Below are 24,402 nucleotides of genomic sequence, written 5' to 3' on the forward strand. Positions count from 1 at the left end.
CACGCCATGTGCTCGGACGAATCAGGGACGCACACCGCCCCTCAGCTTGGGTCCGAGGCTCGTCTTCAGCCGCAACTGCGCGGCATCGATGAACCGGCACAGGTAGCCGCGGGTGTCCCGCGGATCGATGACGTCCTCCACACCGAAAGCCTCGGCGGTGCGCATCGGCGAGGACAGCGCGCGCAATTCGTGCTCGAGTTCGCGCTCCCTCATCTTCGGGTCGGCCGCCTCGGCGATCTCACGCCGGAATGCCGCCGCCACGCCGCCTTCGATCGGCAAGGAGCCCCACTCCGCGGATGGCCACGCGAGCTTGAGCCCGATGCCGTTCTTGTCGGTGGTGGCCATGCCCGCCATGCCATAGCACTTGCGGATGACGACGGTCACCATCGGCACGGTCGCCTGCAGGCTGACATAGACGCTGCGCATGCCTTCCCTCAGCGTGCCGGCCATCTCCGCGTCCTTGCCGACCATGAAGCCGGGGACATCGACGAGGAAGATGAGCGGAATGTGGAAGGTGTCGCAAAGCTCGATGAAATGGGTCTGCTTGCGTGCAGCTTTCATGTCCATGGCGCCGCCATAGACCATCGGATTGTTCGCGATGATGCCGACCACCTTGCCGTTGAGGCGCGCGAGCGAGGTGATGACCGCCTTGCCGAACGACGGCTGGATCTCGAACACGGAACCCGTGTCGACGATCAGTCCGATCAGCTTGCGCATGTTGTAGGGCTTGCGCCGATCCCTCGGCACGATGGACGCGAGCTCTTCCTCTCGCCGGCCGATCGGATCCGTGCCGGCGAGCACCGGCGGCAACTCCCATACGTTGGACGGCATGTAGGAGAGATAGCGCCGGATCATCTCGAAGCACTGCGCTTCGTCGGTGGCGACGTTGTCGACCAGTCCGGCCTGATCGACGGCCGTCTTGGGCCCACCCAGTTCTTCCTTGGTGATCTTCTGGCCGAGCGATCGTTCGACGACCGGCGGGCCGGCCGCAAAGATGTGGCTCGTGTTCTGCACCATGACCGACCAGTGCGACAGGATCGCGCGCCCGGCAGGGCCGCCTGCTGCGGTACCCAGAACGGCACTGACGACCGGCACGGTCCCCATCAATGCGACGGAGGTTTCGAACCCGTACACGCCGGGGAACACCGTATGGCCGCGCTTCTTCTGCGAGGTGACGCTGCCGCCGGCGCCGTCGATCAGGTTGACCAGCGGAATCCGGTATTGAAGCGCCAGTTCTTCGACGAAGCCGCCCTGCCCGCCCTTCTTCCGGTCACCGCTCCAGCTGGAGCCGCCGCGGATCGTGAAGTCCTCGCCGCCGACCGCGACCGAGCGACCATCGATCGCCGCCAGGCCCATCACATAGGGCGCGGGCGTCACGCCGGTGAGAACGCCGTGCTCGTAATGGCCCTGGCCGGTCAGCTTGCCGACTTCCTGGAACGAATCCGCATCCGTCAGATTGCCGATCCGCTCCCGGACCGTCAGGCGCCCGGCTGCGTGGTGACGCTCGACCGCGGCAGCGCCGCCCATCTGCGTGGCATAGGCCGCGCGCTGCGCGAGTTCCTGGAGTTCCTGACTCCAATCCAGGGTGCCGGTGATTTCGTTCTGATGAGACATGTGAATTCCAAAAAGCTACGCCGCCATCACCGCGCAGTCGCGGATCAGGTTGTCGATTTCGTCGTCGTGAAGGTCCAGCCACTGCGCGAGCACTTGCCTGGTGTCCTCGCCGACGCGATGACCCGCGTGCCGGATATTCCCGGGCGTGTCGCTCAGCTTCGGTACGACGTTGGCAACGGTGACATTGGCCCGAAGTTCGCTCGATGGCACCGAGGCGAGCATCTCGCGCGCGCGAAAGTGCGGGTCCGCGAAGACATCGGCGATGGTGAAGATGCGGGTTGCCGGCACGTCGGCCTCCACCAGCGCGGCTTCGACCTCCTCCAGCGCGTGGGCGCCGACCCAGGTCTGTATGTGCCGGTCCACTTCGGCAGCATCGAGGACACGGGCCTTGGCCGCCTTGTACATGCCCTCGGCTGCGAGTTCCGGTCGACCCATCGCATTGCACAGCCGCTTGAAGACCGAGTCAGCCATGGCGGTGATATGGATGTGCCGTCCCTCCTTCGAGGTGTAGAGATTGTTCGGCACCGAGCCGGGCAGCTCGGATCCCGTTCGCTGCGCGATGACGCCGAGCCGGTTGTAGGCCGGCACATGCGGCTCCATGAAGCTGAATGCGCACTCGTACAAGGCGGCGTCGACGACCTGACCCTTGCCCGACCTCCCGCGCGCATCCAGCGCGACCATGGCACCGAATGCCGCGTAGAGGCCGGTGACATAGTCGCCCAGCGATGTGTTCATGCGCGCCGGCGGTCGGTCGGGGTCGCCGGTCAGATTGCGCAGACCACTCATGGCTTCGCCGATGACGCCATAGCCCGGACGGGCGCTGTAGGGGCCGGTCTGGCCGAAGCCGCTGATCCGGACCATCACGATGCCCGGATTGACGGCACGGAGATCCTCGTAGCCAAGGGCCCATTTTTCCAGGGTGCCAGGCCTGAAGTTCTCGATCACGACGTCGCACTTCTCGGCCAGCCGTCGAACGATGTCCTGGCCGTGTGCCGTGCGCATGTCGACGGCGATCAAGGACTTGTTGCGAAAGATGCTGGCGGCGTACAGCGACGCCGAGCCTTCGACGCTGCCCATCGTCCGGACCGGATCGCCCTCGGGCATCTCGACCTTGATGACTTCAGCTCCGAAATCAGCGAAGAGGCGTCCGCAGAAAGGACCCGCGACGGTGGAGCCGAGCTCCAGGACCCGATAGCTGCTCAGGGGGCCGCGGCCGCCGCTCTTGGCTCGCTCTGAGGAACTCGTCATCACTCGGCCTTGATTCCGGCCTGCTGGGCCACTTTTTTCCACTTCGCCACTTCGTCATGCACCAGCTGCGCCATCTGATCGGGCGTTCCACCCGAAAGCTGCAGCCCACCGTTGGTGGCCAGGCTCGTTCGCACGCTCGCGTCCTTGAGCACCTCGTTCAGTTCCTTGTTGAGCTTGTCCACAACGTCCTTCGGCAGCTGTGCGGGACCCATGAGGCCGAAGAAGATCGATGCATCGAAGTTCGGCAGGCCGGCCTCGGCGAAGGTGGGCACGTCGGGGAGCACGGGCGATCGGGTCTTTCCCGTCACGGCCAGCGCGCGCACCCGGTTGGTCTTCACCGACTGCGACGCCAGCAGGACGGTGTCCATGAGCACCTGAACCTCGCCAGCCATCAGTGCCGCAGCGGCCGGGGAGTTGCCGCGATAGGGCACATGGGTCATCTTGATGCCGACTGCATGGCTGAAGAGTTCGGCAGACAAGTGCGTCGATCCGCCGTTGCCCGAGGAGCCGAAGTTCAACTGACCCGGTCGCGTCTTTGCGTACGCCACGAACTCGCTCAACGAGCGTGGCGGAAGCGACTCGTTGATCAGCAGTACCGTGGGCAGCGAGCCGATGAGCCCGACGGACGTGAGATCTTTCTCGACGTCGAATTTGAGGTTTTGATAGACGGCAGGGCCGATCGCCAGCGCACCGGAGACGGTCATCAGCGTGTAGCCATCGGGAGCGGCCCGGGCGACCGCGGCGGTGGCGATGGTCGATGCTGCGCCGGTGAGGTTCTGGACAACGATGGGCTGGCCGAGGCGCTCCGAAAGCTTCTGCGCAATGACCCTCGCCACGATATCGGTGGCACTCCCGGCGGCGAAACCGACATACATGGTGATCGGCTTGGATGGATAGGCGCCTTGTGCGTGCGCAAGACAGAAGGCGGATGCCATCAGCAAGGCGCCGAACGCCTTGACCACCGAATAGATTCTCGAACTCATCGTTGTCCCTTTGCAAGTTGAGCCGTGCAGACTCAGATGACGACCTTGTGGTACTGGCGAATGCACTCGGCCGCATCGCGCAGGCTCAGTTTCCGCAGCCGTTCGGCCTCGGCGGCATCGCCGCGCTGCATGGCCTGCAACACCGCGCGGTGTTGCTCCAGACCGCGCTCGGCGCGCCCGGAAAGCATGATCGATCGGCGAATGATCATCTGGGTGCGCTCGAGAATGCTGTCGAGCATGTCCTGCGCAACCTCGCTCTTCGCAGCGTCGAACACGCGGGCCCGGAACATCTCGTACCCGGCCATGAACGCATCGAAGTCGCCCGCTCGCAGATACCCGATCATCGGGTCACCGAAGAGCACGCAGAGTTCATCCCAGTGGCCCTTCGGGCTGCGCTCGGTCGCCAGCCGCACGCACAGTCCTTCGAGGGCTTCGCGCGCCTCGTAGATCGACATCACCTGCGCGAGATCCAGGCGCATCACGACGGCGCCCTTGTTGGGAATCCGCTCCACCAGGCCGCGCTCTTCGAGGGTGGACAGCGCTTCGCGAATGCGCGGCCTGGGGACGCCGAACTCGATCGACAGATCCACCTCTTTCAACTTGCTGCCGGGCGGGAGGTCGTGGTTGGCGATGCGGCGTCGCAGTTCCTGTGCCACGTCGACGCGCACGACGGCCGGTTTGACAGCCTGTTTGACGGTCGGCCTGACCAGCTTGATGCCTGACTTGGACGAACCGGCGGAACCCTGGGTGCGCGAACTGGACATGTGAATCTCCGTTGGAGCGCGATGATATCTTCACGTCATCATTTTTGGAATCAATTTTGTAAACATTTTTGAGATACTTGGAGCGATGACAAAGGAAGGCGTTGTGCCAGGCGGCCGTCGACCGCGTCGAAACCGCTGATGTCCGCAGGGCAAGGCGCTTGCGCCGCCCGGATCGATTCACCCGAGCGCCGTCCAGCGCGCCCCGATGCCATCAGCCTGCTGCCGCAGCAAGGGCACCAGCCGTTTCGCGCGCGCCGCGGGCAGCCGGTTGGCCATCGCATTGATGCTGAGCGCCGCGAGCGGGCGCCCCTCCGGCGACAGCACCGGCACCGCCAGCACGTGCGTGCCGGGGATGACGCCGGCGTCGGTGAATGCATGGCCCTGCTCGCGTGCGCGGCGGATGCGTTCGCGCAGCACGGTGACCGTCGTGCGATGGCGCGCGAGCCGGGGCGCGATCCGGGCGATCAGTTCCTCGCGCTCGCCGCGCGGCAGGAACGCGAGCAGCACCACGCCGCCCACGCCGACGCCGAGCGGCAGTCGCGCGCCGATCGAGACGCCGATGACCTGGATCGGATAGCTGCCCGTCAGCCGCTCGATGCAGATCGAATCGGTCCCGCTGCGCAGGGTCAGCACGGTCGAATCGCCGGTCTCCCTGCAGACCTTCTCCAGGAAAGGGGCTGCCGCGGTGCGGATCGGCAGCGGCGACGAACGCGCGATGCCCAGCAGCGAAGCCTCTCTGCCGATCACGTAGCGCGGCGGCGATGGCGTGCGCTCCGCCAGGCCTTCCTCGACCAGCACCTGCAGCATGCGGTGCGCCGTCGCGCGGGTGAGGCCGCACTGCAGCGCGACTTCGCTCGCGCGCGCGCCGCGGTCCTGGCCGGCGGCCAATGCGCGCAGCACGGCGACCGCGCGGCGCACGCTTTGCGCGCCTTCCGTGTTGCCGGCAGCGGCATCCGAGGCCGAAGACATGCCCATATTGTGAGACAAAGCTGTGTTCCGGCGCCTTCGCCGGCGCACCGGCTTTCTACGATTCGAGGCATCCGCTGCATACGGCCGGCGGAGGCGCAACCAGGAGACAGTGCATGAGAATTCGAGAAGGCCACGACGTTGTCGTGGTGGGCGGCGGCACGGCGGGCGCAATCGCCGGCATCGCGGCGGCACGCACCGGCGCCCGCACGCTGCTGGTGGAACAGTACGGCAGCCTGGGCGGCGTGCTGACGCTGGGCATGTCGCTCAAGGGCGTCAACGACGGCGAGGGCGTCAAGGCGCTCGGCGGCATCGGCGAGGAGCTGATCGAGCGGGCGCGCGCGCTCGGCGGCACGACCGTGGTCTCGCAGCATCCGCGTCACGGTTCGATCATGGGCCAGGATCCCGAAGCCATGAAGCTCACGCTCATCGAGATGGTGAAGGAGTCGGGCCTTCACCTCCTGCTGCACAGCTTCCTGGCGGACGCGCTGGTGGACCGCGGATCGATCCAGGCCGTCCGCGTCGCCAACAAGGCCGGCCTCGAGATCATTCCCGCGCACTGCTTCGTCGACTGCACCGGCGACGGCGACTTGGCCGCGGCCGCGGGGGCCGACGTCGTCCATGGCCGCGAGGCCGACGGCCGGCTGCAGCCGGTGTCCGCGATCTTCAGGGTCGGCGGCATCGATCTCGACCAGACCTGGGCCTATCTCGAGGCGCATCCGGAAGACGGCGAAGCGCCGCCCGGCTATGTCGGCGACGCCTACAGCGTCGCGGCCTTCCGCAGCAAGCCGGGCGTCGGCATGGCGGGCTTCAAGTCGCTGATCCGCAAGGCACGCGCGGCCGGCGACTACCACATCCCGCGCGACGACATGGGCTTCAATCCGCTGGTCGGACGGCGCGAGGCGACCATCAACATCACGCGCGTGCACGGCATCGACGGCACGGACCCGGACGACCTGACGCGCGCGGAAATCGAGACCCAGCTGCAGATCCTCGAGGCGCTGCGCTTCCTGCGCAAGTACGTGCCGGGCTTCGAGGCCTGCTACGTCGTCTCCAGCCCGTTCCAGGTCGGCATCCGCGAGACGCGCCGCATCCGGGGCAGCTACGTGCTGACGCCCGACGACGTGCGCGCCGGCCGCGACTTCGACGACCAGGTCGCGCGCGGCGCCTACCCGCTCGACATCCACGACGTGGGCCAGGCCGCGGCGTCGGCCGGCGGCCAGGTCGAGGGCGGCGGCACCGACCTGTCGATGGTCCGCCGTTCCTACGGCATCCCCGCGCGCTGCCTGATCGCGCGCGGCGTGAACAACCTCGTGGTCGCGGGTCGCGCGCTGTCGGCCACGCACGAGGCCGCAGGCTCCGCGCGCGGTCAGCCGGTGTGCATGGCGACGGGCCACGCCGCCGGCGTGATCGCGGCGCTGTCGGCACGGCACAAGCTGCCGCCTTCGGCGCTGGACAGCGCAGCGATCCAGTCGGTGCTGCGGCAACAGAAGGCCGTGCTTCGACGCGACTGAAACCCGGCCGCGCGAGGACGCGGACTTCCATTGCAACAAAGAGACATCACCATGATCAAGAAATCACTGCTCCTTGTCCTTTCCCTCCTGTTCGCGCTGGCGGCATCGGCCGCCGGACCGGACGCCAGCGACTATCCCAGCAAGCCGATCCGGCTGGTCATCCCTTACCCGCCGGGTGGCTCGGCCGATCTGGTCGGCCGCATGGTGGCCGACAAGCTCGGCAAGAGCCTCGGCCAGACGGTGGTGGTCGACAACAAGGGCGGCGGCTCGGGCTCGATCGGCAGCGACTTCGTGAGCCGCGCGCCGGCCGACGGCTACACCCTGCTGGTGGCGATCTCCGACACGCATGCGATCAATCCCGCAGTGATGGCGAACCTGCCCTACGACCCGCAGAAGGACTTCGCGCCGATCTCGCTGCTGGCCACGCAGCCGATGGTGCTGGCCGTGGGCCGGCACATGCCGGCGCGCACGCTGGCCGACTTCGTCGCCGAGGCGAAGAAGCGTCCCGGCGCGCTGACCTATGCGTCGAACGGCAAGGGCGGCCTGCAGCATCTGGCGATGGAACTGTTCAGCCGGCAGGCCGGCATCAAGGCGCTGCATGTGCCGTACAAGGGTGCCGGGCCGGCGCTGGCCGACGTGATCGGCGGGCAGGTGGACGCGCTCTTCATCAGCCTGCAGGGCGCCGGCGGCAATCTTGGCACCGGCAACCTGCGCGCACTCGCGGTTGCGGCGCCGAAGCGGCTGTCGATGGCGGCGGACGTTCCGACCTTCGCGGAGTCCGGCTACCCCGACACCGTGGTCACGCAGTGGTACGGCCTGATGGCGCCTGCCGGCACGCCGCCGGCCATCGTCCAGAAACTCAACAGCGAGGTCCGCAAGGCGCTCGACACGCCGGACATCTCGGACAAGCTCAAGGCCGTGGGCACCGAACCTGCCGGCGATACGCCGCAGGAGTTCGCCGCCTTCCTCGCGGCGCAAATCAAGCTCTGGGCCGGGGTTGCCAAGTCGGTGGGCGCGCGGCTCGAATAGCGCGCGCCGCTATCTCTTGCGGCGTGCGCCGCCCGGCTCGTCGACCGGGATCAGCGGCGCGATCCGCTGCGCCAGGGCCTGGAGTTCGGGCACCAGCACGCTGACGAGCCGCTCCCGCGTCATGTGGGAGCGCGCGCCGCCGCAGGTCAGCGCCATGACGCGCTTGCCGTCGGCCGAAATCACCGGCACGCCGATGGCATTGATGTCGCGGTGCGACTTGCCCAGATTGAACACGAAGCCGCTGCGCCGGTAGTTGCGGATCGCCTCGGCGATGTCGCGCGACTTCGCTTCCCATTCGTCGGGCGCGCTCGCCCGCAGCTTGGCCATCAATGCCTCGCGTGCCTCGTCGCCGATGGCCGCCAGATAGGCCCAGCCCAGCGACGAATTGGCAAGGTCGAGCGACGAGCCGACATGCAGGTTCACGCTGAGGATGCCGCGCGCCTCGCTGCGCTGGACGATGACCATGCCGTCGCGGTAGCGCTCGCCGAGCGAGACGGAGACCTCGAAGCTGTCGGCCAGTTCCTTCATCAGCGGTTGCGCGAACTCCGCGATGCCGGTGTGCGTGATCGCCGCGTGCCCGAGCAGCAGCACGCCTGCGCCGATGCGCAGGCGGTCCGGCGTGCGCCCCGGCACCAGGTAGCCCAGCGTGGTCAGCGTGTAGCACAGGCGCCAGACGGTCGACTGCGCGAGACCGGTCTCGCGCGCGATCTCCGTGGTGCCGAGTTCCTGGCGATCGGCCGTGAAGCACTTGAGGATCTCGAGCCCGCGCGCGAGCGCGGTCACGAACATCGGATGCTTCGTGTCTTCTTCCTGCATGTCGGTCTTGTCCATCGCGAACGAGTTTAAGGGGCGCCCCTTGACGCACGTGCCGGGCGGATTCACAATAAATCCATTCTACGGATTTGTTATCCGTATAACGAATAGATAGCAAAGCCCTAACTCTGGATGGAACTGAACTGCACACCCGATCTCGCCGAGATGCGGCCCGCCGTCCGTCGCTTCGTCACCCAGCGCCTGGAACCGCTCGCGCGGCAGATCGATGCCACCGGCGAAATACCGGCGGCCGCGCTCGCCGAGCTTCGCTCGCAGGGTTATCTCGGCATGCGCCTGCCGGCCGAGGCCGGCGGCGGCGGTTTCGATCTCTCGACCTATTGCCTGGTGATGGAAGAGGTGGCGCGTTCGCACCGCGTCTTCACGCTGATGCTCGATGCATCCAGCGGCCTGACGCCGATCGGCATCGCGCGCCACGGCACGGCAGCGCAGCGGACGAAGTACCTGCCCCGGCTGGCGGATGGCAGCTGGCTCGCGTCCTTCGGCCTCACCGAGCCCGAGGCCGGGTCGGATGCGTCCGCGTTGCACACGCGGGCCGAGAAGCGCGGGGGCGGCTGGTCGATCACGGGGCTCAAGCACTACATCAGTGGCGCGCACAAGGCGCAGGTGATCCTGGTGTTCGCAGTCACCGATGCGGCCCGGCGCGCGCGCGGCGGCATCACGGCTTTCCTGGTCGATGCGAACACGCCGGGCATGACGATCGATCGTGTCGACAAGACCATCGGCTCGGATCCGATCCAGCTGTCGGAGCTGCGCTTCGACGACTGCTTCGTGCCTGACGACGCGGTGCTCGGCGAGGTGGGCCACGGCTTTGCGATCGCGATGGGCTCGCTCGCGAGCGGACGCATGGGCGTGTCGGCAGCCTGCATCGGCACTGCCGACCGGCTGATCGAACTCGCGGTGGACCATGCCAAAACGCGGCAGACTTTCGGCAGCGCGCTGTCCGAGCGCCAGGCCATCCAGTGGATGCTGGCCGATTCCGCCACCGAGCTCGCGCTGGCACGCGCGCTGGCCTACGAGGCCCTGCGCCGCATCGACGCCGGCGAAGACACCGGCACGGCGACCAGCATGGTCAAGCTGCATTGCTCCGAGATGGTGGGCCGGGTGGCCGACCGCGTGGTGCAGATCTTCGGCGGCGGCGGGCTGATCCGCGGTGTGCCGGTGGAGCGCTTCTACCGCGACGTGCGGCACTACCGCATCGGCGAAGGTTCGTCGGAGATCCAGCGGATGCTGATCGCGCGCGAGCTCCTGGCATAGCGCCGGCGGCCGACCCCTGATCTCTATGCACCGTCGACCCGAAGGGAAACGGTATCGGCGGAATGTTCCGCCACTGGCTGGCCACACGTGCCACGGAGAGACGCCATGCAGCCCTCGTTCCTGAAGTTCCCCGCGCGCCTGGCGCGCCATCTGCTGATCGGCATCGCGATGGTCGCGACCTGCATCGCGCATGCCGAAGATCCCTGGCCGAACCGGCCCGTGACGGTGATCAACCCCTGGGCCGCGGGCGGTCCGTCGGACACCATCATCCGGCCCATCACGGACCAGCTCGCCAAGCGCCTGGGTCAGGCTTTCATCGTCGACAACCGCAGCGGCGCGAACGGCACCATCGGTGCCGCCGCCGTGGCGCGCGCACGGCCCGACGGCTACACGCTGCTGTTCTCGCACGTGGGTCCGATCGCGATCAGTCCCGCGCTGCCGCAGAAGCTGCCCTACGACCCCATCCAGGACTTCGAGCCGATCACTCAGCTGGTCTCGAGCGGGACGGTGCTCGTGGTCCGCTCCGACTTCCCGGCCAAGACGCTGGCGCAGCTCATGGCGTATGCCAAGGCCAACCCGGGCAAGGTCGCGTACGGCTCCGTCGGCGTCGGCAGCACGACGCACCTGGCCGGCGTCATGCTCTCGCAGCTGGGACACGTCGAGATGACGCATGTGCCCTACCGCGGCTCGGCGCAGATCAACACCGACCTGCTCGCCGGCCAGATCCAGATGGCGTTCGTGAACATCGCGGGCGTCGTGCCGCTGATCAAGGACGGCCAGCTGCGTGCGCTCGCGGTGAGCACGCTCAAGCGCACAGCCGTGCTGCCCGATGTGCCGGCGGTGGCCGAGACGATGCCGGGCTTCGAGGTCAACTCGTGGTACGGCCTGATGGCGCCGGCCCACACGCCGCCCGCGATCATCCACAAGCTGCAATCCGAGACCGCGCAGATCCTGAAGATGCCCGAGGTCGCGGCCCGCATGCGCGAGAACGGCCTCGACATCGAAGGCACCACGCCCGAAGCGTACGGCCAGAAGATCAAGGAAGACATCGCGCGCTGGGCCGCCACCGTGAAGGCGGCGGGCATCAAGGAATGAGCGCATGACGACGATGGCCCTCGCCACGCCTGAACTGCTTTCCCCCGGTCCGCCGCATACGGTGCAAGCACCGGCGACCGTGCGGCGCGGCTTCGCCGATGTCGCGGAAGGCCAGGTGCACTTCCGCGAGGCCGGCCGGCGCAGCCGCGCGCGCCGGCCGCTGGTGATGCTCCATGCATCGCCCGGCTCGGCCCGGATGCTGGAGCCCCTCGTCGCGCAGCTGGGGCGGCACCGGCACGTGATCGCCACCGACACGCTGGGCAACGGCGATTCCTCCGCGCCGCGCCTGCCCGCGGAGGGCGGCATGCCGTCGATCGCCTACTTCGCCGATGCCCATGTGCGCGCGCTCGACGCGCTGGGCATCGCGGCCTTCGATCTCTATGGCAGCCACACCGGCGCCAACATCGCCTGCGAGATCGCCATCGCGCATCCGCAGCGCGTCGGCCGGCTCGTGCTCGACGGCGTGTCGCTCTACAGCGCCGAGGAGCGCGAGGACATGCTCAAGCACTACGCGCCCGGCGTGAAGATCGACCAGGCCGGAAGCCAGCTGCACTGGATCTGGAATTTCGTGCGCGACGTCTACCTCTTCTGGCCCTGGTACCGGCGCGATGCGGCCCATGCGCGCTCGGTCGGCCTGCCGCCGGCGGACGAACTGCACGACAAGGTGGTCGAGGTGCTGAAGGCCACGCGGACCTACCACTACGCCTACCGGTCGGCGATCGGCTACGACAAGGCGCCGCGGCTGCCGCTGGTCCGCGTGCCGACGCTGCTGGCATGCGGCGCCGGCGACATGCTGCTGGCGTATTTCGAACGCGTGCAGGCCCTGATGCCCGACGCCCGGCCGCTGATCACCCGCGGCACCGCGACGCCCGATGCGCTGGCCGAGACGGCGCGGCATTTCGAAGCCTTCCTGAACCAAACCTCCCCATGACAAAGCACGACATCCAGGCCATCGACGCGGTGGTCAACATCTGGACGCCCGAGACGCACGCCATCCGACCCAATCGCGACGCCTTCTTCGGCGGCAAGATGAAGGTCAAGGACGACACGCTCGCCGGCATCACGCACGAGGAGATGCTGCGCCGCATGGACGCGGCCGGCATCGAGCGCGCCTTCCTGATCGCGTCCAAGGTCGGGCCGCTGCTGCACAAGTCGAGCTACCACATCCCCTACGAGATGGTGGCCGAAGCCGTCGAGCGCCATCCCGACCGTTTCCACGGACTCGCCGGCCTCGACCCGACCGAAGGCATGGACGGCGTGCGCCAGCTCGAGCGCGCGGTGAAGGACCACGGCTTCATCGGCGCGCACTTCTATCCGCACTGGTTCGAGCTCGCGCCCGACCATGCGAAGTGGTATCCCTTCTATGCCAAGTGCGTGGAGCTCGACGTGCCGGTGCAGCTGCAGGTCGGCCAGTCGATGCTCTACGACCCGAAGCACCGGCTGCGCAGCGTGGGCCGCCCGATCTCGCTCGATGCGGTGGCCTGCGACTTCCCGGAGCTCAAGCTCATCGGCATCCATGTCGGCATTCCATGGACCGACGAGATGATCGCGATGGCGTGGAAACATCCGAACGTGTACATCGGCACCGACGCCCACAGCCCCAAGTACTGGCCGGAGGCTTTCGTCAAGTACATCGACAGCTTCGGGCAGGACAAGGTGATCTTCGGCACCGACTTCCCGGTGCTCGACTTCGAGCGCACGCGCGACGAGATCGAGGCGCTGGGCCTGCGCCCGCTGCCCAAGCGCAAGCTGCTGCGCGACAACGTGCTGCGCATCTACGGGCTGAACGAGGACGGCTCGCGGGCCGCGAAGCGATGAACGAGGCCGCCGTCCCGAACCTGGCCGACCCGTTGGCGCTGCATGCGCGCCAGCGGCCGACCCAGCCGGCGCTCGTGCACGGCGGCACGGTGCTGGACTGTCGCGAACTCGATCTCGCGGTGCGCCGGCGCGCCGCGCGGCTGCAGGACCTGGGCGTGGAACCCGGCGGCATCGTCGGCATCGCGCTGCGCGATTCCATCGAGCATGTGCTCGTGCTCTTCGCGGTGGCGCGCGCCGGCGCAGTGATCCTGCCGATGGATTGCCGCTGGAAGGAATTCGAGAAGCAGCGCCTGGCCGCGCACTTCGAGCCGGCAGCGGCGATCGTCGAGCCCGGCGGCGCATTCGAAGGCGCACGCTGCATCGCGGTCGACGAAGCCTGGCTGGCCGGCGTCGCGACGGCCGCTGCCGATCGCGCGTTTCCCGATGGCGACCGCGGCCTCGTGATGTCGCTGTCCTCGGGCACGACGGGGCGGCCCAAGGGACCGCTGGTGTCGCACCGCAAGTTCGCCAGCCGCTTCTGGACGCACTGGGTGGACCTCGGCTTCGGCAGCCGCGAGACCTACATCAACGCGACGCCGCTTTACTTCGGCGGCGGCCGCGCCTTCAGCCTGTCGACGCTCTGTTGCGGCGGCACCGTGGTGCTCTGCCCGCCGCCTTACACGCCGGAAGAACTCGCGGCCGAAGTCGCGCGCACCGGATCGACCGTGCTGTTCCTCGTGCCCACGCTGCTGCGCCGGCTGCTCGAATGCGACGTTGCCACGCTGGCGCCGCTCAAGCGGCTCAGGACGCTGGTCTCTTCCGGCTCCGCACTCACCGCCGAGGAACGCGTGCGCATCCGCGAGACGGTCTGCCCGAACTTCATCGAGTACTACAGCTCGACCGAAGGCGGCGGTGTCTCGGTGCTGTCGTCGCAGGACCAGCTGCGCCACGGCGAGTCGGTCGGAAGGCCGGTGTTCGGCGTCGAAGTGCAGATCGTCGACGACGCCGACCGGCTGCAACCGCCCGGCAGCATCGGGCGCATCCGCTACCGCGGGCCCGCGGTCGCCGATGGTTTCTATCGCGATCCCGAGGCCAGCCGCGAAGCCTTCCGCGACGGCTTCTTCTATCCGGGCGACCTCGGCACTTTCAACGACGAAGGCTACCTGTTCCTCAAGGGCCGGTCCAAGGACATGATCATCCGCGGCGGCATCAACATCTATCCGATGGAAGTCGAGAGCACCTTGATGAGCCACGCGGCCGTCTCCGAGGCCGCGGTGGTGGGCTGGCCCTCGCGCGAGTTCGACGAGGAGGTCGCGGCCTTCGTCGTGCGCGGCAAGGACGTGGAAGCCGAGGCGCTGCTCGCGCTGTGCCGTGAGCGGCTCGCGCCCTACAAGGTGCCGCGGCAGATCTTCTTCGTCGACGACCTGCCGCGCAATTCGCTCGGCAAGGTCGTGAAGGCGCGGCTGGTGGAAGGCCTGGCGCCGCTCTGAGCGCCCTGCCCGCGCGCCGGTTCAGACCAGCGCGTTGAGCATGCCGTGCGCCTTGCGGCGCAACTGCCAGCGCTGGTAGGCATCGCTGTTGAGCTGGGCCGACAGCTCGGCCGCGCAGGCCTGCAGCGTCTCGACCTGCTTGCGGCGCGGCGGATTGGGCACGTTCTGGATCGAGCCGACGATCGACAGCGCGCCGGCCAGCACGTCGCCATTGCGGAAGATGGGCACGGCGATGGTGTTCACGCCGAGCATCATCTCGCCGTTGCAGACTTCGTAGAACTGCTCGTGGATCAGGCCGAGCCGCTTGCGGATGCGCGCCGGGTCGGTCATCGACTGCGGCGTCTCCGAGGTCATCGGCGCCGACAGCATTTCCTCCTGCAGCACGGCCGGCGAGAACGCGAGTGTCAGCCGGCCCAGCGCCGAGCAATGCGGCAGCGGCCGGTTGCCGGGCTTCACGCTGATGCAGATGCGCGCATAGATGTTGTCCGTGGTCGCGATCACCATCGGGCGGCCGTTGATCGGCACCGCGAGCACCGAGGTTTCCTTCAGCTCGTCGCGCAGCCGCAGCAGGTAGGGCTCGGCGCGGCTGCGCAGGTCGAACTGCGTGCCGGCCGCTTCGCCGAGCTGGAACACGCGCCATCCGAGCCGGTAGCGATCGGTGGCCTGGTCCTGCTCGATCAGGCCGACCTCGCGCAAGGTCGAGAGATGGCGGTGCACGCGCGGCTTGGTTTCGCCGAGCGCCTCGGCCAGCTCGGTCACGCCCATCGCGCGCTGTGCGAGGGCGAGCTCGTCCAGCACGCGCACTGCGACCTTGACCGCTTCCACCGAGTTGAGCTTTTTCTCGCCGGGCGGCAACGACTTCCGGGTCGACGGTTTCGGCGGCGAAGGACGTGCAGCAGGGGAACGGGGCATGGGGTTTGGCCTTTAAACGCGACGTTACGTTCATCGTAATCGCTTGTCATCTGGAATGCTATGCGATATCGTATATCGTCTGACGTAACAACATCGCTTTTGCAGACAGCGGCGCGATGGCCCGTCGACCCCTTCAAAAACTCCGAGGACCCTGCCAATGAAACATCTCCGCCGTTGCGTCGTCGTCTCCGCCGTGTTGCTGGCCAGCGGGCTGCTGGCCCATGCCCAGGGCGCGCCCGCGCCCACCAAGGAGCCGCTCAAGTTCGGCCTGGCCATGCCGCTCACCGGCTCGCAGGCGCTGTTCGGCGCCGACCAGGTCAAGGCCGCGCAATGGGCCGTGCAGGACATCAATGCCAAGGGCGGCATCGAGGGCCATCCGCTCGAGATGGTGCTGCTCGACACGCAGGCGGATCCGCGGCTGGGCATCAACGCGGTCAATCGCCTGGTCAACGTCGACAAGGTGCCGGTCTTCGGCACCGCGTGGAGCGCGGTGGTCAAGTCGGTGGCGCCGATCGCCAACCGCAGCCAGGTGCTGGAACTGAGCGTCGGCGCGAACTCGCCCGACATCGCGAAGCTGGGCGACTACGTCTACACCACCTACCCGCTCGCCGACGTCGACGTGCGCGCACAGGCCCGCTATGCACACGACACGCTGAAGAAGGCCACGGCCGCGGTGCTCTACATCCACAACGACAGCGGCATCGAAGGTGCGCGCATCTACCGCGATGCGTTCCAGGAAGCGGGCGGCAAGGTGGTGGCCTACGAAGCCTACGACGCCCAGGCGACCGACTACACCGGCGCGATCCTGAAGGTGCGTGCGGCCAACCCGGACATCATCCATATCCAGGGCCTGGTGGCCGACCTGCCGCAGGTCGTGGCGCAGCTGCGCCAGCTCGGCCTGAAGCAGCCGGTGTCGACCTACTCCGCGGGCTACAACCCGAAGGTGGTCGAGCAGCTGGGTGCCGCGGCCGAAGGCATGCTGGTCTCCGCGCTCGCGCCGTCGGCCGAGCAGAACGCCGATGTGGCGAAGTTCGTGGACCGCTGGCAGCAGACCGAGAAGCGCGTGCCCAACGGCCTGCCCTACACGCAGTACCTCTACGACATGCCTTTCCTCATCGGCCAGCTCTACGCGCACCTGATCAAGACGAATCAGCCGCTGACCGGCCCCAACATGAAGAAGGCGCTGGTCGAGGTCGGCAAGTTCGACCTGCCGCTGACCGGCCTGCTCGAATTCACCAAGGACCATCGCGTGAACAAGCCGGTCTACCTGTTCGAGGTCAAGGGCGGCAAGTTCGTGCCGGTCGCGACCGTCAAGTAGCCAACCCGCCGCGGCGGCCGCAAAGGTCATCGATCCATGATCGACATACAGACGTTGCTCCAGATCCTCTGGACCGGCATCGCCACCGCCACCTACGGCGTGCTGCTCGCTGCCGCGTTCTCGCTCGTGCTCAAGGTGGTCAAGGTCTGGAACTTCGCGCAGGCCGGGATGATGGGCATCGCCTACTACACGATGTACGTGGTGATCTTCCGGCTCGGCTGGCCTGCCTTGGCGGGCATCGCCGCCAGCCTGGTGATCACCATCGCGGCGGCACTCGCGATGGAGGTCTGGGGCCTGCAGACTTTCCGCCGGCGCCATTCGCCGTCGCTCACCTATTTCATCTTCACGCTGGTGGTGTCGGAGTTCGTGCAGTACATGCTGGCGATGGTGTTCGGCACCGAGCCGGTGTCGCTGGCCGGCAATCTGATGTCGTCCTCGACGCTGGTCGGCGGCATCGTGATCAGCCGCTGGGACCTGACGGCTCTGGGCGTCGCCGTGGTGGTGATGGCAGCGCTCTACCTGCTGCTGAAGAAGTCGCGCTACGGCAAGTTCATGGTCGCCGTGGCCGACAACCCGCACCTGTCGCGCCTGTACGGCATCAACGTGCGGCCGGTCTATGCCGCCACCTTCGCGATCGCCTCGGTGCTGGTCGTGGCCGCCATGTACCTGTTCGGCACGCGGGCCTCGATGGTGCCCAACACGCCGCTCGAGATGATGCTGTTCGCCGTCATCGCGGCGCTGCTCGGCGGCATGGGCAACGTCTTCGGCGCGGCCGGCGCGGCGCTGTTCCTCACGCTGCTGCGCGCGTTCAGCATCCTCGTCATTCCGTCGGCATGGCAGGGGCTGATCCTCTACGCGCTGCTCTTCATCACCATCCTGCTGTTCCCGAACGGCGTGCGCCTGCGGCGCCGCGCCAGGGTGCGGCCGGTCGCCGCCACGCCCGCGGCCGAACCCGCCGCCTGAGGCGCCGCCACCGAAGCCACACGGACCCTTGCCATGGAATACGTCATCTCGCTGCTGGTGCTGATCGGCCTCTACGTGATCCTCAGCGCGAGCTTCAACCTGATCATCGGCTTCGGCGGACTGATCAGCATCGCGCATCCGATCTTCTTCGCGCTCGGCGCCTACACGGTCGGTGCGCTGAGCGTGCAGTTCGACCTCAACCCCGTCCTCGCCGTCGCGGCCGGAGGGCTGGTGGCGCTGCTGGCTTCGTTCATGCTGTCGCTGCCCTCGCTGCGCATCTCGGGCGACTACCTGCTGATCACCAGCATCGGCTTCCAGCTCGGCCTGATCGAGATCATCAAGAACCTCGATTTCATCGGCGGCGCCGGCGGCCTGAGCGGCATCCCGAACGTGGTGGAACAACATCGAAGCGCGACCTTCGCCGCGATCGCGCTGGGCCTGGCGCTCGCCAGCGTGCTCTTCATCCGCGCGCTGGTGCGCGGGCCCTACGGCCGCGCGATCCAGGCCATGCGCGACGACGAGCTCGCCTTCTCCGCCCTCGGCCGCAACGCGATGAACATCAAGATGACGATCTTCGCGATCGGCTCCGGCATGGCCGGCGTCGCAGGCGGCATCTATGCCTACTACTACCAGTACATCACGCCGGACCAGTTCCAGATCCTGCAGTCCGCGATGATCCTGACGATGGTGGTGGTCGGCGGCATGGGCTCGGTCTACGGGCCGGTGGTCGGCGCGGTGCTGCTGATCGCGCTGCCCGAAGCCATCACCTTCCTCAACCTGCCCTCCGAGATCATGGGCCCGCTGCAGGGCGTGATCTTCACGCTGCTGGTGATCGTGTTCCTGTTCCTGCGGCCGCAGGGTCTGGTCGCGCCGGCGCGCGCCCGCTGAAGGAAGCCTCGATGAGCACCGTGCTTTCCCTTCAGAACGTCTGCAAGAAATTCGGCGGCGTGGTCGTGGCCGACCACATCGACCTCGAGCTGCACGCCGGCGAGATCATGGGCCTGATCGGCCCGAACGGCGCCGGCAAGACCACGCTGTTCAACCTGATCTCCGGCGTCGTGATGCCCGATGCGGGCGAGATCGCCTTGACCGGCCGCGGGCTCCATGCGCTGCCGCTGTACCGCCGCGCGCGCCTGGGCGTCGCGCGCACCTGGCAGCACATGCGGCTGTTCGGTTCGATGAGCGTGCTCGAGAACATGCTGGTCGGGCCCTCTCACTATCCGGGCGAATCGCTGCTGCGCGTGGTCTTCGCCGGTGGCGCGGTGCGCCGTGCCGAGCAAGCGGCGCGCGAGCACGCGATGCAGGTGCTGCAACGCATGAACATGGAATCGCTCGCCGCCGCCAGCGTCAACGACATCACCTTCGGCCAGCAGAAGCTGGTCGGCCTGGCCCGCGCACTGATGAGCGATGCGCCCTGCCTGCTGCTCGACGAACCGATGGGCGGCGTCGAAGGCAGCGCCTACGAGACCATGCGGACCATCGTCCGCGAGGAGGCGCAGGCCGGCCGCGCCGTCTGCGTGGTCGAGCACAACGTCTCCTTCATCCGCGACCTCTGCACCAGCGCCGTCTTCATGGTGCAGGGACGCATCGTGGAGCGCGGCGATGTCGGCACCCTGCTCGAGAGCAAGGCGCTGGCCGAACTCTATTTCGGAAAGTGACGGCACCCGCCGCACCGCACCCCTCCATGCTGCAACTCCACGGAATCAACGCCCACTACGGCAAGCTGCACGTGCTGCACGACTTCTCGCTGTCGATCCGCGACGGCGAGCGCGTCGGCATCTTCGGCCACAACGGCGCCGGCAAGACCACGCTGCTGCGCGCCTGCGTCGGCGACCTCGACGAATGCCAAGGCCGCGTGAGCTATCGCGGCCAGGATCTCGCACCCGGCGAGGCGCACCGCAACGTGGTCCACGGCATGGGCTTCGTGCCGCAGGGGCACAACGTGTTCCGCGATCTGTCGGTGGCGGAGAACCTCGAGATCGCGGGCCTGCGCAATGCGCAGCAGGCGCTCGGCGAGGTCTATGCGCTGTTCCCGCTGCTGCAGGAACGCACGCAGCAGATCGCCAGCTCGCTCAGCGGCGGCCAGCAGCAGATGCTCGCACTCGGCATGGCCTTGATGACGCGGCCTTCGATCCTGCTGCTGGACGAGCCGACCATCGGCCTGGCGCCCGTGATCGTGCGCGACGTGCTGCGCAGCGTGACGCAGATCAACCGCACCAAGGGCACCACGCTGGTGATCGTCGAGCAGAACGTGCAGGCCACGCTGGAGAACGTCGACCGCGCGGTGGTCATCAAGTCGGGTCGCATCATTTTCGACGGCGCCAGCAGCGAACTGCTGGCCCAGGAGAGCTTGTGGGAACTGTTCTGACATCGCCCCCAACCGAGGAAGCCGGCGCCGCCTTCGCGCGCTTCGTGCGCTGGGTCGCGGCGCTCGAATGGAGCGATCTGTCGCCGAGCGCGCGCGAGCGCACGGTGGGGGTGCTGGCCGACGACATGGCGGCCACCTTCAGCGCGCTCGATGAACCGCAGGTCGCGCTCGCGCAGCAGCGGCTGCGCGAGGCCGCGCTGCAAGGCGGCCCGGCCTCGCTGATCGCCGCGGGCCGGCCGCGCATGTCGGTCCTGCAGGCCGCGATGGGCAACGGCCTCGCGATGGGATGGAACGAGCTGGATGAAGGCTTTCGCAAGGCCGTGTGCCATGCCGGGCTCTACGTGCTGCCGGCCCTGCTCGCGACCGCCGAGGCCGGCAATGCCTCGCTGCGCGACCTGCTGCGCGCCCTCGCGCTCGGCTACGAGGTCGTCACCCGCGTCGCGCGCACCTGGCAGTTCCCCGCGCTGCGCATTCATCCGCATGCGCTGCTCGCGCCGGTCGGCGCCGCGGCGGGCCTCGCTTTCCTGCAACGGCTGCCGGCGGAGCAGATCGTCTCGGCCATCGCGGGCGCCGCGACCCTGGGCATGGCCGGGCCCTTCGACCACGCCTTGAAAGGCGTCCTCGCGCGCAACACCTGGGCACCTCAGGCGGCCGTCGCCGGACTGAACGCGGTCGAGTGGGCGCAGTGCGGCATCGGCGGCCGGGCCGCGAGCCCGCACGATGTCTATGCCGTCGCGCTGGGCGCTTCCACCGATCTTGCCGTGCTCACGCCGCATGCCGACGAAGGCTGGGCGGTCGAATCCGGCTACCAGAAGATGAACGCCTGCTGCCAGTACGCGCACTCGACGATCGAGGCGATCCAGACGCTGCTCGCGAACGAGCCCTCGCTGCGCGGCGGCGAGCGCGTGACGGCGATCACCGTCGAAGCGCATCCACTGGCGTACGCGCTCGACGACCGCGCGCCGCGGACCACGCTCGGCGCCAAGTTCTCGGTGCCGCATGCGGCCGCGGCCGCGCTGGTCCACGGCAACGGCGGCGCGACCGCCTTCGATGCCGCGTCGCTGGACGATGCGCGCATCGCACGCCTGCGCAACGCGACCACGCTGGTGCCCTTTCCCGAGCTGCGGCCCTGGCCCGACGACCGCCCCTCGCGCGTGACGCTGACGACCGACGACGGCACGTCCTTCGATGCGCTGTGCTGGAGCGCGCAAGGCGGTCCCGACCGACCCTTCCCCGCTGCCGCGCTGTGGGACAAGGTGGCGACGCTGTCCGCGCCGTACGCGCCCGCCTTCGCGCCGACGATGCGCCGCATGGCCGATGCTGCAGCCTCGGGCAGCGGCAGCGCCGATCTCGACCGCCCGTGGCGCGACTGGCTCGACGCCTGTTTTTCCGAGCCGGCGCCGGTGACGGCGGCCGCCCTCGATCCCCAAGCAACGAAGGAACACTGAACGATGCAAGCCCTGGTGCAACAGGTCGAAGAAGGCCAGGTCTGGGACCTGGAAGTGGACGTGCTGGTGGTCGGCGCCGGCGCCTGCGGCATGGCCGCGGCCATCGCCGCGCACGATGCCGGCGCGCAGGTCGCGATCCTCGAGAAGCGCGAGCGGCCGGGCGGCAATTCCTCGCTCAGCACCGGCTCCGTGCCGGGCGCCGGCAGCCGCTTCCAGCACGAAGCCGGCATCGTCGATTCGCCCGAGGTGATGGTGGCCGACCTGCTGCGCCTGTCGGGCGAAGGCGAGCTGCCGCAACTCACGCGGCGCATGGCCGCGATCTCGGCCGAGCTCTGCGAATGGCTGGTCGATAGCGTCGGCGCACGCATGGCGTTGATCACCGACTACTGCCATGTCGGCCACACGATTGCGCGCCTGCACGCGCCGGTGTCGCGGCGCGGCCAGGACCTGGTCGACGATCTGCTGGCCGCGGTGGCCACGCGCGAGATCCCGCTGGCGACGAACAACCCGGTGCAGGTGCTCTATCTGTCCGCCGAGGGCGCGGTGGTCGGCGTGGCAGTCGGCGGCGCCGGTGTGCAGACCTCGCGCATCGGCGCGCGCAGCGTCATCCTGGCATCCAACGGCTTCGCGGCGAACCGCGAGCTCGTCAAGCAGCACTGCGGCGAGATTGCCGGCGCCGAGTATTTCGGCGCGCTCGGCAGCGAAGGCGAGGCCGTGCTGTGGGGCCGCGCGCTCGGCGCACGGCTGGCCAACATGCAGGCCTACCAGGGCTATGCAGCCGTGGCCTATCCGCATGGCTCGCTGCTGTCGTGGACCACGATCGAGAAAGGCGGTGTGCTCGTCAACGCGCGCGGCGAACGCTTCGGCAACGAGGACCTCGGCTACTCCGCCTATGCGCGCCATGTGCTGGCCGAAGACACGAACGTCTATGCGGTGTTCGACGAACGCATCATGGCGCTGGCTTCGAAGGAGGACGAGTTCCGCGAGCTGGTCGAGCATGGCGGGCTCAAGCAGGCGGCGTCGGCGGAAGCACTTGCGGCGCTGTTCGAGCTGCCGCCGCAAACGCTGGCCGCGACGCTGGCCGCATTCAACGAGGCCGCGGCCGGCCGCGCGCCCGATCCGCAAGGCCGCGCGCGCTTCGGCATGGCGCCATTGACGGGCCGGCTCTGGATCTGTCGCGTCACTCCGGGCCTGTTCCATACGCAGGGCGGCCTCGCGGTCGATACCGAAGGGCGCGTGCTGCGCGAGGATGGTTCGGTCATCGCCGGTCTCTATGCCGGCGGCGGCGCGGCGGCCGGCATCAGCGGGCGCGCGGGTGCAGGCGGCTATGCCTCGGGCAATGGCCTGCTGACTGCGGTCGGGCTCGGCTACCTCGCAGGCCGCGACGCAGCGGCCAAGGTCCGCGCCGGAGCCGCGGCATGACGCTGGCCGAACAGTTTGCAAGCTTTGCGGACGGGCTTCGGCTGGCGGATGTGCCGGCGCCGGTGCAGCGCCTCGCGCGTCTTCACCTGATCGATGCGCTCGGCGTCGGGCTCGGCGCCTCGGCCGTGCCCTCGCATCGCCGTTTCCTGCAAGGCCTGCGCGAGGAGTCGGGCACCGGCGGCCGCGCCACGGTGCTGGGCTATTCGACGGGTGCATCGGCACCGGTGGCCGCCTTGCTCAACGGCACGTCCATCCACTCGCTCGAGTACGACGACACGCACATGGGCTCCATCGTGCACGGCAGCGCGGTGATCGTGCCGGCCGTGCTGGCCGCGGTCGAGACGCACGCGCTGTCGCTCGACGAAGCCGTGCGCCTGGTGGTGATCGGCTGGGAGTTGCTGGTGCGCCTCGGCGAGGCGAGCCCCGGCGGCTTCCAGCGCCGCGGCTTCCAGGTGACCTCGGTGGGCGGCGTGGGGGTCGCGGCGCTGCTCGCCTCGGTGGCGCGCGGCGCGAGCCCGGCGCAGAGCGTGGCCGCGATGGGCATCGCCGGCAGCCAGGCCGGCGGCATCTTCGAATTCCTGAGCAACGGCTCCAACGTGAAGGCGCTGCATCCGGGCTGGGCCGCGCATGCAGGCCTGTGGGCCGCGCGCTGCGCAGCCGCAGGCATGACCGGGCCGACCACCGTGATCGAGGGCCGCTATGGCCTGTTCGCCGCCTATGCCGACGACCCAGCCGCCGGCGGTCGCCTGGCCGTTGGCCTGCGCGATCTCGGCACGCAATGGCGGCTGGCCGATGCCGCCTTCAAGTTCTTTCCGTGCTGCCACTACATCCATCCCTTCCTCGAATGCGCACAGGCCTTGTCGGCGCGCATCGCGACGGTCGCGGACATCGCCGAGGTGCATTGCCGCGTCGCGCCGGGCGCGGCCACGGTGATCTGCGAACCCTGGTCGTCGAAGCAGCAGGTCGCGAGCGGCAACGAGGCCAAGTACAGCCTGCCCTACTGCATCGCCCGCGTGCTGCTCGGGCGCCCGGTGGACATCCCCTCGATGACGGCCACCAGCGTCGACGCGGACGCGATCGCACTGGCCGCGCGCATCCAATGGACGCCACGCGACGACAGCGGCTTCCCGGCGAAGTTCGATGCCGACCTGCGCATCATGCTGGCCGACGGCACGCAGCTGCACCATGCGGTCGATCAGGTGTTCGGCAGCCCGCAGCGTCCGGCCGGCGAAGACGCCGTGCGCGCCAAGTTCGCGGCCAACGTCGCGCCCGTGCTCGGTGCCACGGCGCGCGACACGGCCTGGGATGCGGTGATGCAGGGGGGCAGCCTCGACACGCTGCAGCGCGCGCTGCGCACGGCGGCCGATTGAACGCAGGATGGCG

General features: G+C 68.4%; 22 protein-coding genes. 15 read left to right on the top strand and 7 right to left on the bottom strand.

Going from position 1 to position 24,402, the window contains the following annotated elements; genetic code table 11:
- Nucleotides 1–21 precede the first annotated feature (21 nt).
- From E5P2_RS36490 to E5P2_RS36510, 5 genes are all read right to left on the bottom strand, one after another.
- The gene (locus E5P2_RS36490; protein WP_162571939.1) at nt 22–1,614 is read right to left on the bottom strand and encodes an acyl-CoA carboxylase subunit beta; all 1,593 of its coding nucleotides are present in this window, start codon (nt 1,612–1,614) and stop codon (nt 22–24) included.
- A 15-nt stretch (nt 1,615–1,629) separates the two neighbouring features.
- Nucleotides 1,630–2,862, bottom strand: a complete 1,233-nt coding sequence (locus tag E5P2_RS36495; protein ID WP_162571940.1) for a CaiB/BaiF CoA transferase family protein — start codon at nt 2,860–2,862, stop codon at nt 1,630–1,632.
- A complete protein-coding gene (locus E5P2_RS36500) occupies nt 2,862–3,845 on the bottom strand; it encodes a Bug family tripartite tricarboxylate transporter substrate binding protein (protein WP_162571941.1) in 984 nt (327 codons plus the stop codon). Before E5P2_RS36500 ends, E5P2_RS36495 begins: the two co-directional genes overlap by 1 nt.
- A 32-nt stretch (nt 3,846–3,877) precedes the next feature.
- A complete protein-coding gene (locus E5P2_RS36505; protein WP_162571942.1) occupies nt 3,878–4,609 on the bottom strand; it encodes a GntR family transcriptional regulator in 732 nt (243 codons plus the stop codon).
- A gap of 177 nt (nt 4,610–4,786) precedes the next feature.
- Nucleotides 4,787–5,578: an IclR family transcriptional regulator gene (locus tag E5P2_RS36510; RefSeq protein WP_162571943.1), complete on the bottom strand. Its 792-nt coding sequence runs from the start codon at nt 5,576–5,578 to the stop codon at nt 4,787–4,789.
- Nucleotides 5,579–5,691: 113 nt separating this feature from the next.
- Here E5P2_RS36510 and E5P2_RS36515 point away from each other — a divergent pair, with 113 nt between their 5' ends.
- Together E5P2_RS36515 and E5P2_RS36520 are read left to right on the top strand one after the other, a co-directional pair.
- A complete protein-coding gene (locus E5P2_RS36515; RefSeq protein WP_162571944.1) occupies nt 5,692–7,089 on the top strand; it encodes an FAD-dependent oxidoreductase in 1,398 nt (465 codons plus the stop codon).
- A 51-nt stretch (nt 7,090–7,140) separates the two neighbouring features.
- Nucleotides 7,141–8,118, top strand: a complete 978-nt coding sequence (locus E5P2_RS36520) for a Bug family tripartite tricarboxylate transporter substrate binding protein (protein WP_162571946.1) — start codon at nt 7,141–7,143, stop codon at nt 8,116–8,118.
- 9 nt (nt 8,119–8,127) lie between these two features.
- Here E5P2_RS36520 and E5P2_RS36525 read toward each other — a convergent pair whose 3' ends face one another.
- On the bottom strand, nt 8,128–8,949 hold the full coding sequence (locus E5P2_RS36525) for an IclR family transcriptional regulator (protein ID WP_162571947.1): 822 nt from the start codon (nt 8,947–8,949) through the stop codon (nt 8,128–8,130).
- Between the two features lie 114 nt (nt 8,950–9,063).
- Between E5P2_RS36525 and E5P2_RS36530 the strand changes: the two genes are divergently transcribed.
- The 5 genes from E5P2_RS36530 (at nt 9,064) to E5P2_RS36550 (ending at nt 14,588) form a co-directional block, all read left to right on the top strand.
- Nucleotides 9,064–10,206, top strand: a complete 1,143-nt coding sequence (locus E5P2_RS36530) for an acyl-CoA dehydrogenase family protein (RefSeq protein WP_162571948.1) — start codon at nt 9,064–9,066, stop codon at nt 10,204–10,206.
- A 105-nt stretch (nt 10,207–10,311) separates the two neighbouring features.
- On the top strand, nt 10,312–11,301 hold the full coding sequence (locus E5P2_RS36535; RefSeq protein WP_162571949.1) for a Bug family tripartite tricarboxylate transporter substrate binding protein: 990 nt from the start codon (nt 10,312–10,314) through the stop codon (nt 11,299–11,301).
- Between the two features lie 4 nt (nt 11,302–11,305).
- Nucleotides 11,306–12,232, top strand: coding sequence for an alpha/beta fold hydrolase (locus tag E5P2_RS36540; protein ID WP_162571950.1), 927 nt, complete (start codon nt 11,306–11,308; stop codon nt 12,230–12,232).
- Nucleotides 12,229–13,119 (top strand): amidohydrolase family protein, encoded by an 891-nt coding sequence (locus E5P2_RS36545; RefSeq protein ID WP_162571951.1) that lies wholly within the window; start codon nt 12,229–12,231, stop codon nt 13,117–13,119. The genes E5P2_RS36540 and E5P2_RS36545 overlap by 4 nt, the downstream gene beginning before the upstream one ends.
- Nucleotides 13,116–14,588: a class I adenylate-forming enzyme family protein gene (locus tag E5P2_RS36550; protein ID WP_162571952.1), complete on the top strand. Its 1,473-nt coding sequence runs from the start codon at nt 13,116–13,118 to the stop codon at nt 14,586–14,588. The genes E5P2_RS36545 and E5P2_RS36550 overlap by 4 nt, the downstream gene beginning before the upstream one ends.
- A gap of 21 nt (nt 14,589–14,609) precedes the next feature.
- Here E5P2_RS36550 and E5P2_RS36555 read toward each other — a convergent pair whose 3' ends face one another.
- Nucleotides 14,610–15,500, bottom strand: a complete 891-nt coding sequence (locus tag E5P2_RS36555; RefSeq protein ID WP_162571953.1) for an IclR family transcriptional regulator — start codon at nt 15,498–15,500, stop codon at nt 14,610–14,612.
- A gap of 157 nt (nt 15,501–15,657) precedes the next feature.
- On the opposite strand from E5P2_RS36555, the gene E5P2_RS36560 reads away from it, so the two are divergent.
- Genes E5P2_RS36560 through E5P2_RS36595 form a run of 8 tightly spaced genes read left to right on the top strand, consistent with a single transcriptional unit; the run spans nt 15,658 to nt 24,389 of the window.
- Nucleotides 15,658–16,818, top strand: a complete 1,161-nt coding sequence (locus E5P2_RS36560) for an ABC transporter substrate-binding protein (RefSeq protein ID WP_162571954.1) — start codon at nt 15,658–15,660, stop codon at nt 16,816–16,818.
- Between the two features lie 36 nt (nt 16,819–16,854).
- Nucleotides 16,855–17,781 carry a branched-chain amino acid ABC transporter permease gene (locus tag E5P2_RS36565; protein ID WP_162571955.1) on the top strand — a complete coding sequence of 309 codons (927 nt, stop codon included), beginning with the start codon at nt 16,855–16,857 and terminating at the stop codon, nt 17,779–17,781.
- A 33-nt stretch (nt 17,782–17,814) separates the two neighbouring features.
- A complete protein-coding gene (locus tag E5P2_RS36570; protein ID WP_162571956.1) occupies nt 17,815–18,669 on the top strand; it encodes a branched-chain amino acid ABC transporter permease in 855 nt (284 codons plus the stop codon).
- Nucleotides 18,670–18,680: 11 nt separating this feature from the next.
- Nucleotides 18,681–19,439, top strand: a complete 759-nt coding sequence (locus E5P2_RS36575) for an ABC transporter ATP-binding protein (RefSeq protein ID WP_162571957.1) — start codon at nt 18,681–18,683, stop codon at nt 19,437–19,439.
- 26 nt (nt 19,440–19,465) lie between these two features.
- On the top strand, nt 19,466–20,149 hold the full coding sequence (locus E5P2_RS36580; RefSeq protein ID WP_162571958.1) for an ABC transporter ATP-binding protein: 684 nt from the start codon (nt 19,466–19,468) through the stop codon (nt 20,147–20,149).
- Nucleotides 20,134–21,597 (top strand): MmgE/PrpD family protein, encoded by a 1,464-nt coding sequence (locus E5P2_RS36585; RefSeq protein WP_162571959.1) that lies wholly within the window; start codon nt 20,134–20,136, stop codon nt 21,595–21,597. Before E5P2_RS36580 ends, E5P2_RS36585 begins: the two co-directional genes overlap by 16 nt.
- A 3-nt stretch (nt 21,598–21,600) precedes the next feature.
- Complete coding sequence (locus tag E5P2_RS36590; protein WP_162571961.1) at nt 21,601–23,019, top strand: FAD-dependent oxidoreductase; 1,419 nt, start codon at nt 21,601–21,603, stop codon at nt 23,017–23,019.
- Nucleotides 23,016–24,389: an MmgE/PrpD family protein gene (locus E5P2_RS36595; protein WP_162571962.1), complete on the top strand. Its 1,374-nt coding sequence runs from the start codon at nt 23,016–23,018 to the stop codon at nt 24,387–24,389. Before E5P2_RS36590 ends, E5P2_RS36595 begins: the two co-directional genes overlap by 4 nt.
- Nucleotides 24,390–24,402: the final 13 nt, after the last annotated feature.

It is taken from the genome of Variovorax sp. SRS16 (assembly GCF_901827165.1).
Taxonomy (GTDB): Bacteria; Pseudomonadota; Gammaproteobacteria; order Burkholderiales; family Burkholderiaceae_C; genus Variovorax.

What these genes read in the sequence shown, in the direction of transcription:
- E5P2_RS36510 (WP_162571943.1), bottom strand. Translation starts at nt 5,578, where the DNA reads ATGTCTTCGGCCTCGGATGCCGCTGCCGGCAACACGGAAGGCGCGCAA.
- E5P2_RS36500 (WP_162571941.1), bottom strand. Translation starts at nt 3,845, where the DNA reads ATGAGTTCGAGAATCTATTCGGTGGTCAAGGCGTTCGGCGCCTTGCTG.
- E5P2_RS36575 (WP_162571957.1), top strand. Translation starts at nt 18,681, where the DNA reads ATGAGCACCGTGCTTTCCCTTCAGAACGTCTGCAAGAAATTCGGCGGC.
- E5P2_RS36570 (WP_162571956.1), top strand. Translation starts at nt 17,815, where the DNA reads ATGGAATACGTCATCTCGCTGCTGGTGCTGATCGGCCTCTACGTGATC.
- E5P2_RS36590 (WP_162571961.1), top strand. Translation starts at nt 21,601, where the DNA reads ATGCAAGCCCTGGTGCAACAGGTCGAAGAAGGCCAGGTCTGGGACCTG.
- E5P2_RS36560 (WP_162571954.1), top strand. Translation starts at nt 15,658, where the DNA reads ATGAAACATCTCCGCCGTTGCGTCGTCGTCTCCGCCGTGTTGCTGGCC.
- E5P2_RS36530 (WP_162571948.1), top strand. Translation starts at nt 9,064, where the DNA reads ATGGAACTGAACTGCACACCCGATCTCGCCGAGATGCGGCCCGCCGTC.
- E5P2_RS36525 (WP_162571947.1), bottom strand. Translation starts at nt 8,949, where the DNA reads ATGGACAAGACCGACATGCAGGAAGAAGACACGAAGCATCCGATGTTC.
- E5P2_RS36545 (WP_162571951.1), top strand. Translation starts at nt 12,229, where the DNA reads ATGACAAAGCACGACATCCAGGCCATCGACGCGGTGGTCAACATCTGG.
- E5P2_RS36565 (WP_162571955.1), top strand. Translation starts at nt 16,855, where the DNA reads ATGATCGACATACAGACGTTGCTCCAGATCCTCTGGACCGGCATCGCC.
- E5P2_RS36515 (WP_162571944.1), top strand. Translation starts at nt 5,692, where the DNA reads ATGAGAATTCGAGAAGGCCACGACGTTGTCGTGGTGGGCGGCGGCACG.
- E5P2_RS36595 (WP_162571962.1), top strand. Translation starts at nt 23,016, where the DNA reads ATGACGCTGGCCGAACAGTTTGCAAGCTTTGCGGACGGGCTTCGGCTG.
- E5P2_RS36495 (WP_162571940.1), bottom strand. Translation starts at nt 2,862, where the DNA reads ATGACGAGTTCCTCAGAGCGAGCCAAGAGCGGCGGCCGCGGCCCCCTG.
- E5P2_RS36540 (WP_162571950.1), top strand. Translation starts at nt 11,306, where the DNA reads ATGACGACGATGGCCCTCGCCACGCCTGAACTGCTTTCCCCCGGTCCG.
- E5P2_RS36520 (WP_162571946.1), top strand. Translation starts at nt 7,141, where the DNA reads ATGATCAAGAAATCACTGCTCCTTGTCCTTTCCCTCCTGTTCGCGCTG.
- E5P2_RS36555 (WP_162571953.1), bottom strand. Translation starts at nt 15,500, where the DNA reads ATGCCCCGTTCCCCTGCTGCACGTCCTTCGCCGCCGAAACCGTCGACC.
- E5P2_RS36505 (WP_162571942.1), bottom strand. Translation starts at nt 4,609, where the DNA reads ATGTCCAGTTCGCGCACCCAGGGTTCCGCCGGTTCGTCCAAGTCAGGC.
- E5P2_RS36580 (WP_162571958.1), top strand. Translation starts at nt 19,466, where the DNA reads ATGCTGCAACTCCACGGAATCAACGCCCACTACGGCAAGCTGCACGTG.
- E5P2_RS36550 (WP_162571952.1), top strand. Translation starts at nt 13,116, where the DNA reads ATGAACGAGGCCGCCGTCCCGAACCTGGCCGACCCGTTGGCGCTGCAT.
- E5P2_RS36535 (WP_162571949.1), top strand. Translation starts at nt 10,312, where the DNA reads ATGCAGCCCTCGTTCCTGAAGTTCCCCGCGCGCCTGGCGCGCCATCTG.
- E5P2_RS36490 (WP_162571939.1), bottom strand. Translation starts at nt 1,614, where the DNA reads ATGTCTCATCAGAACGAAATCACCGGCACCCTGGATTGGAGTCAGGAA.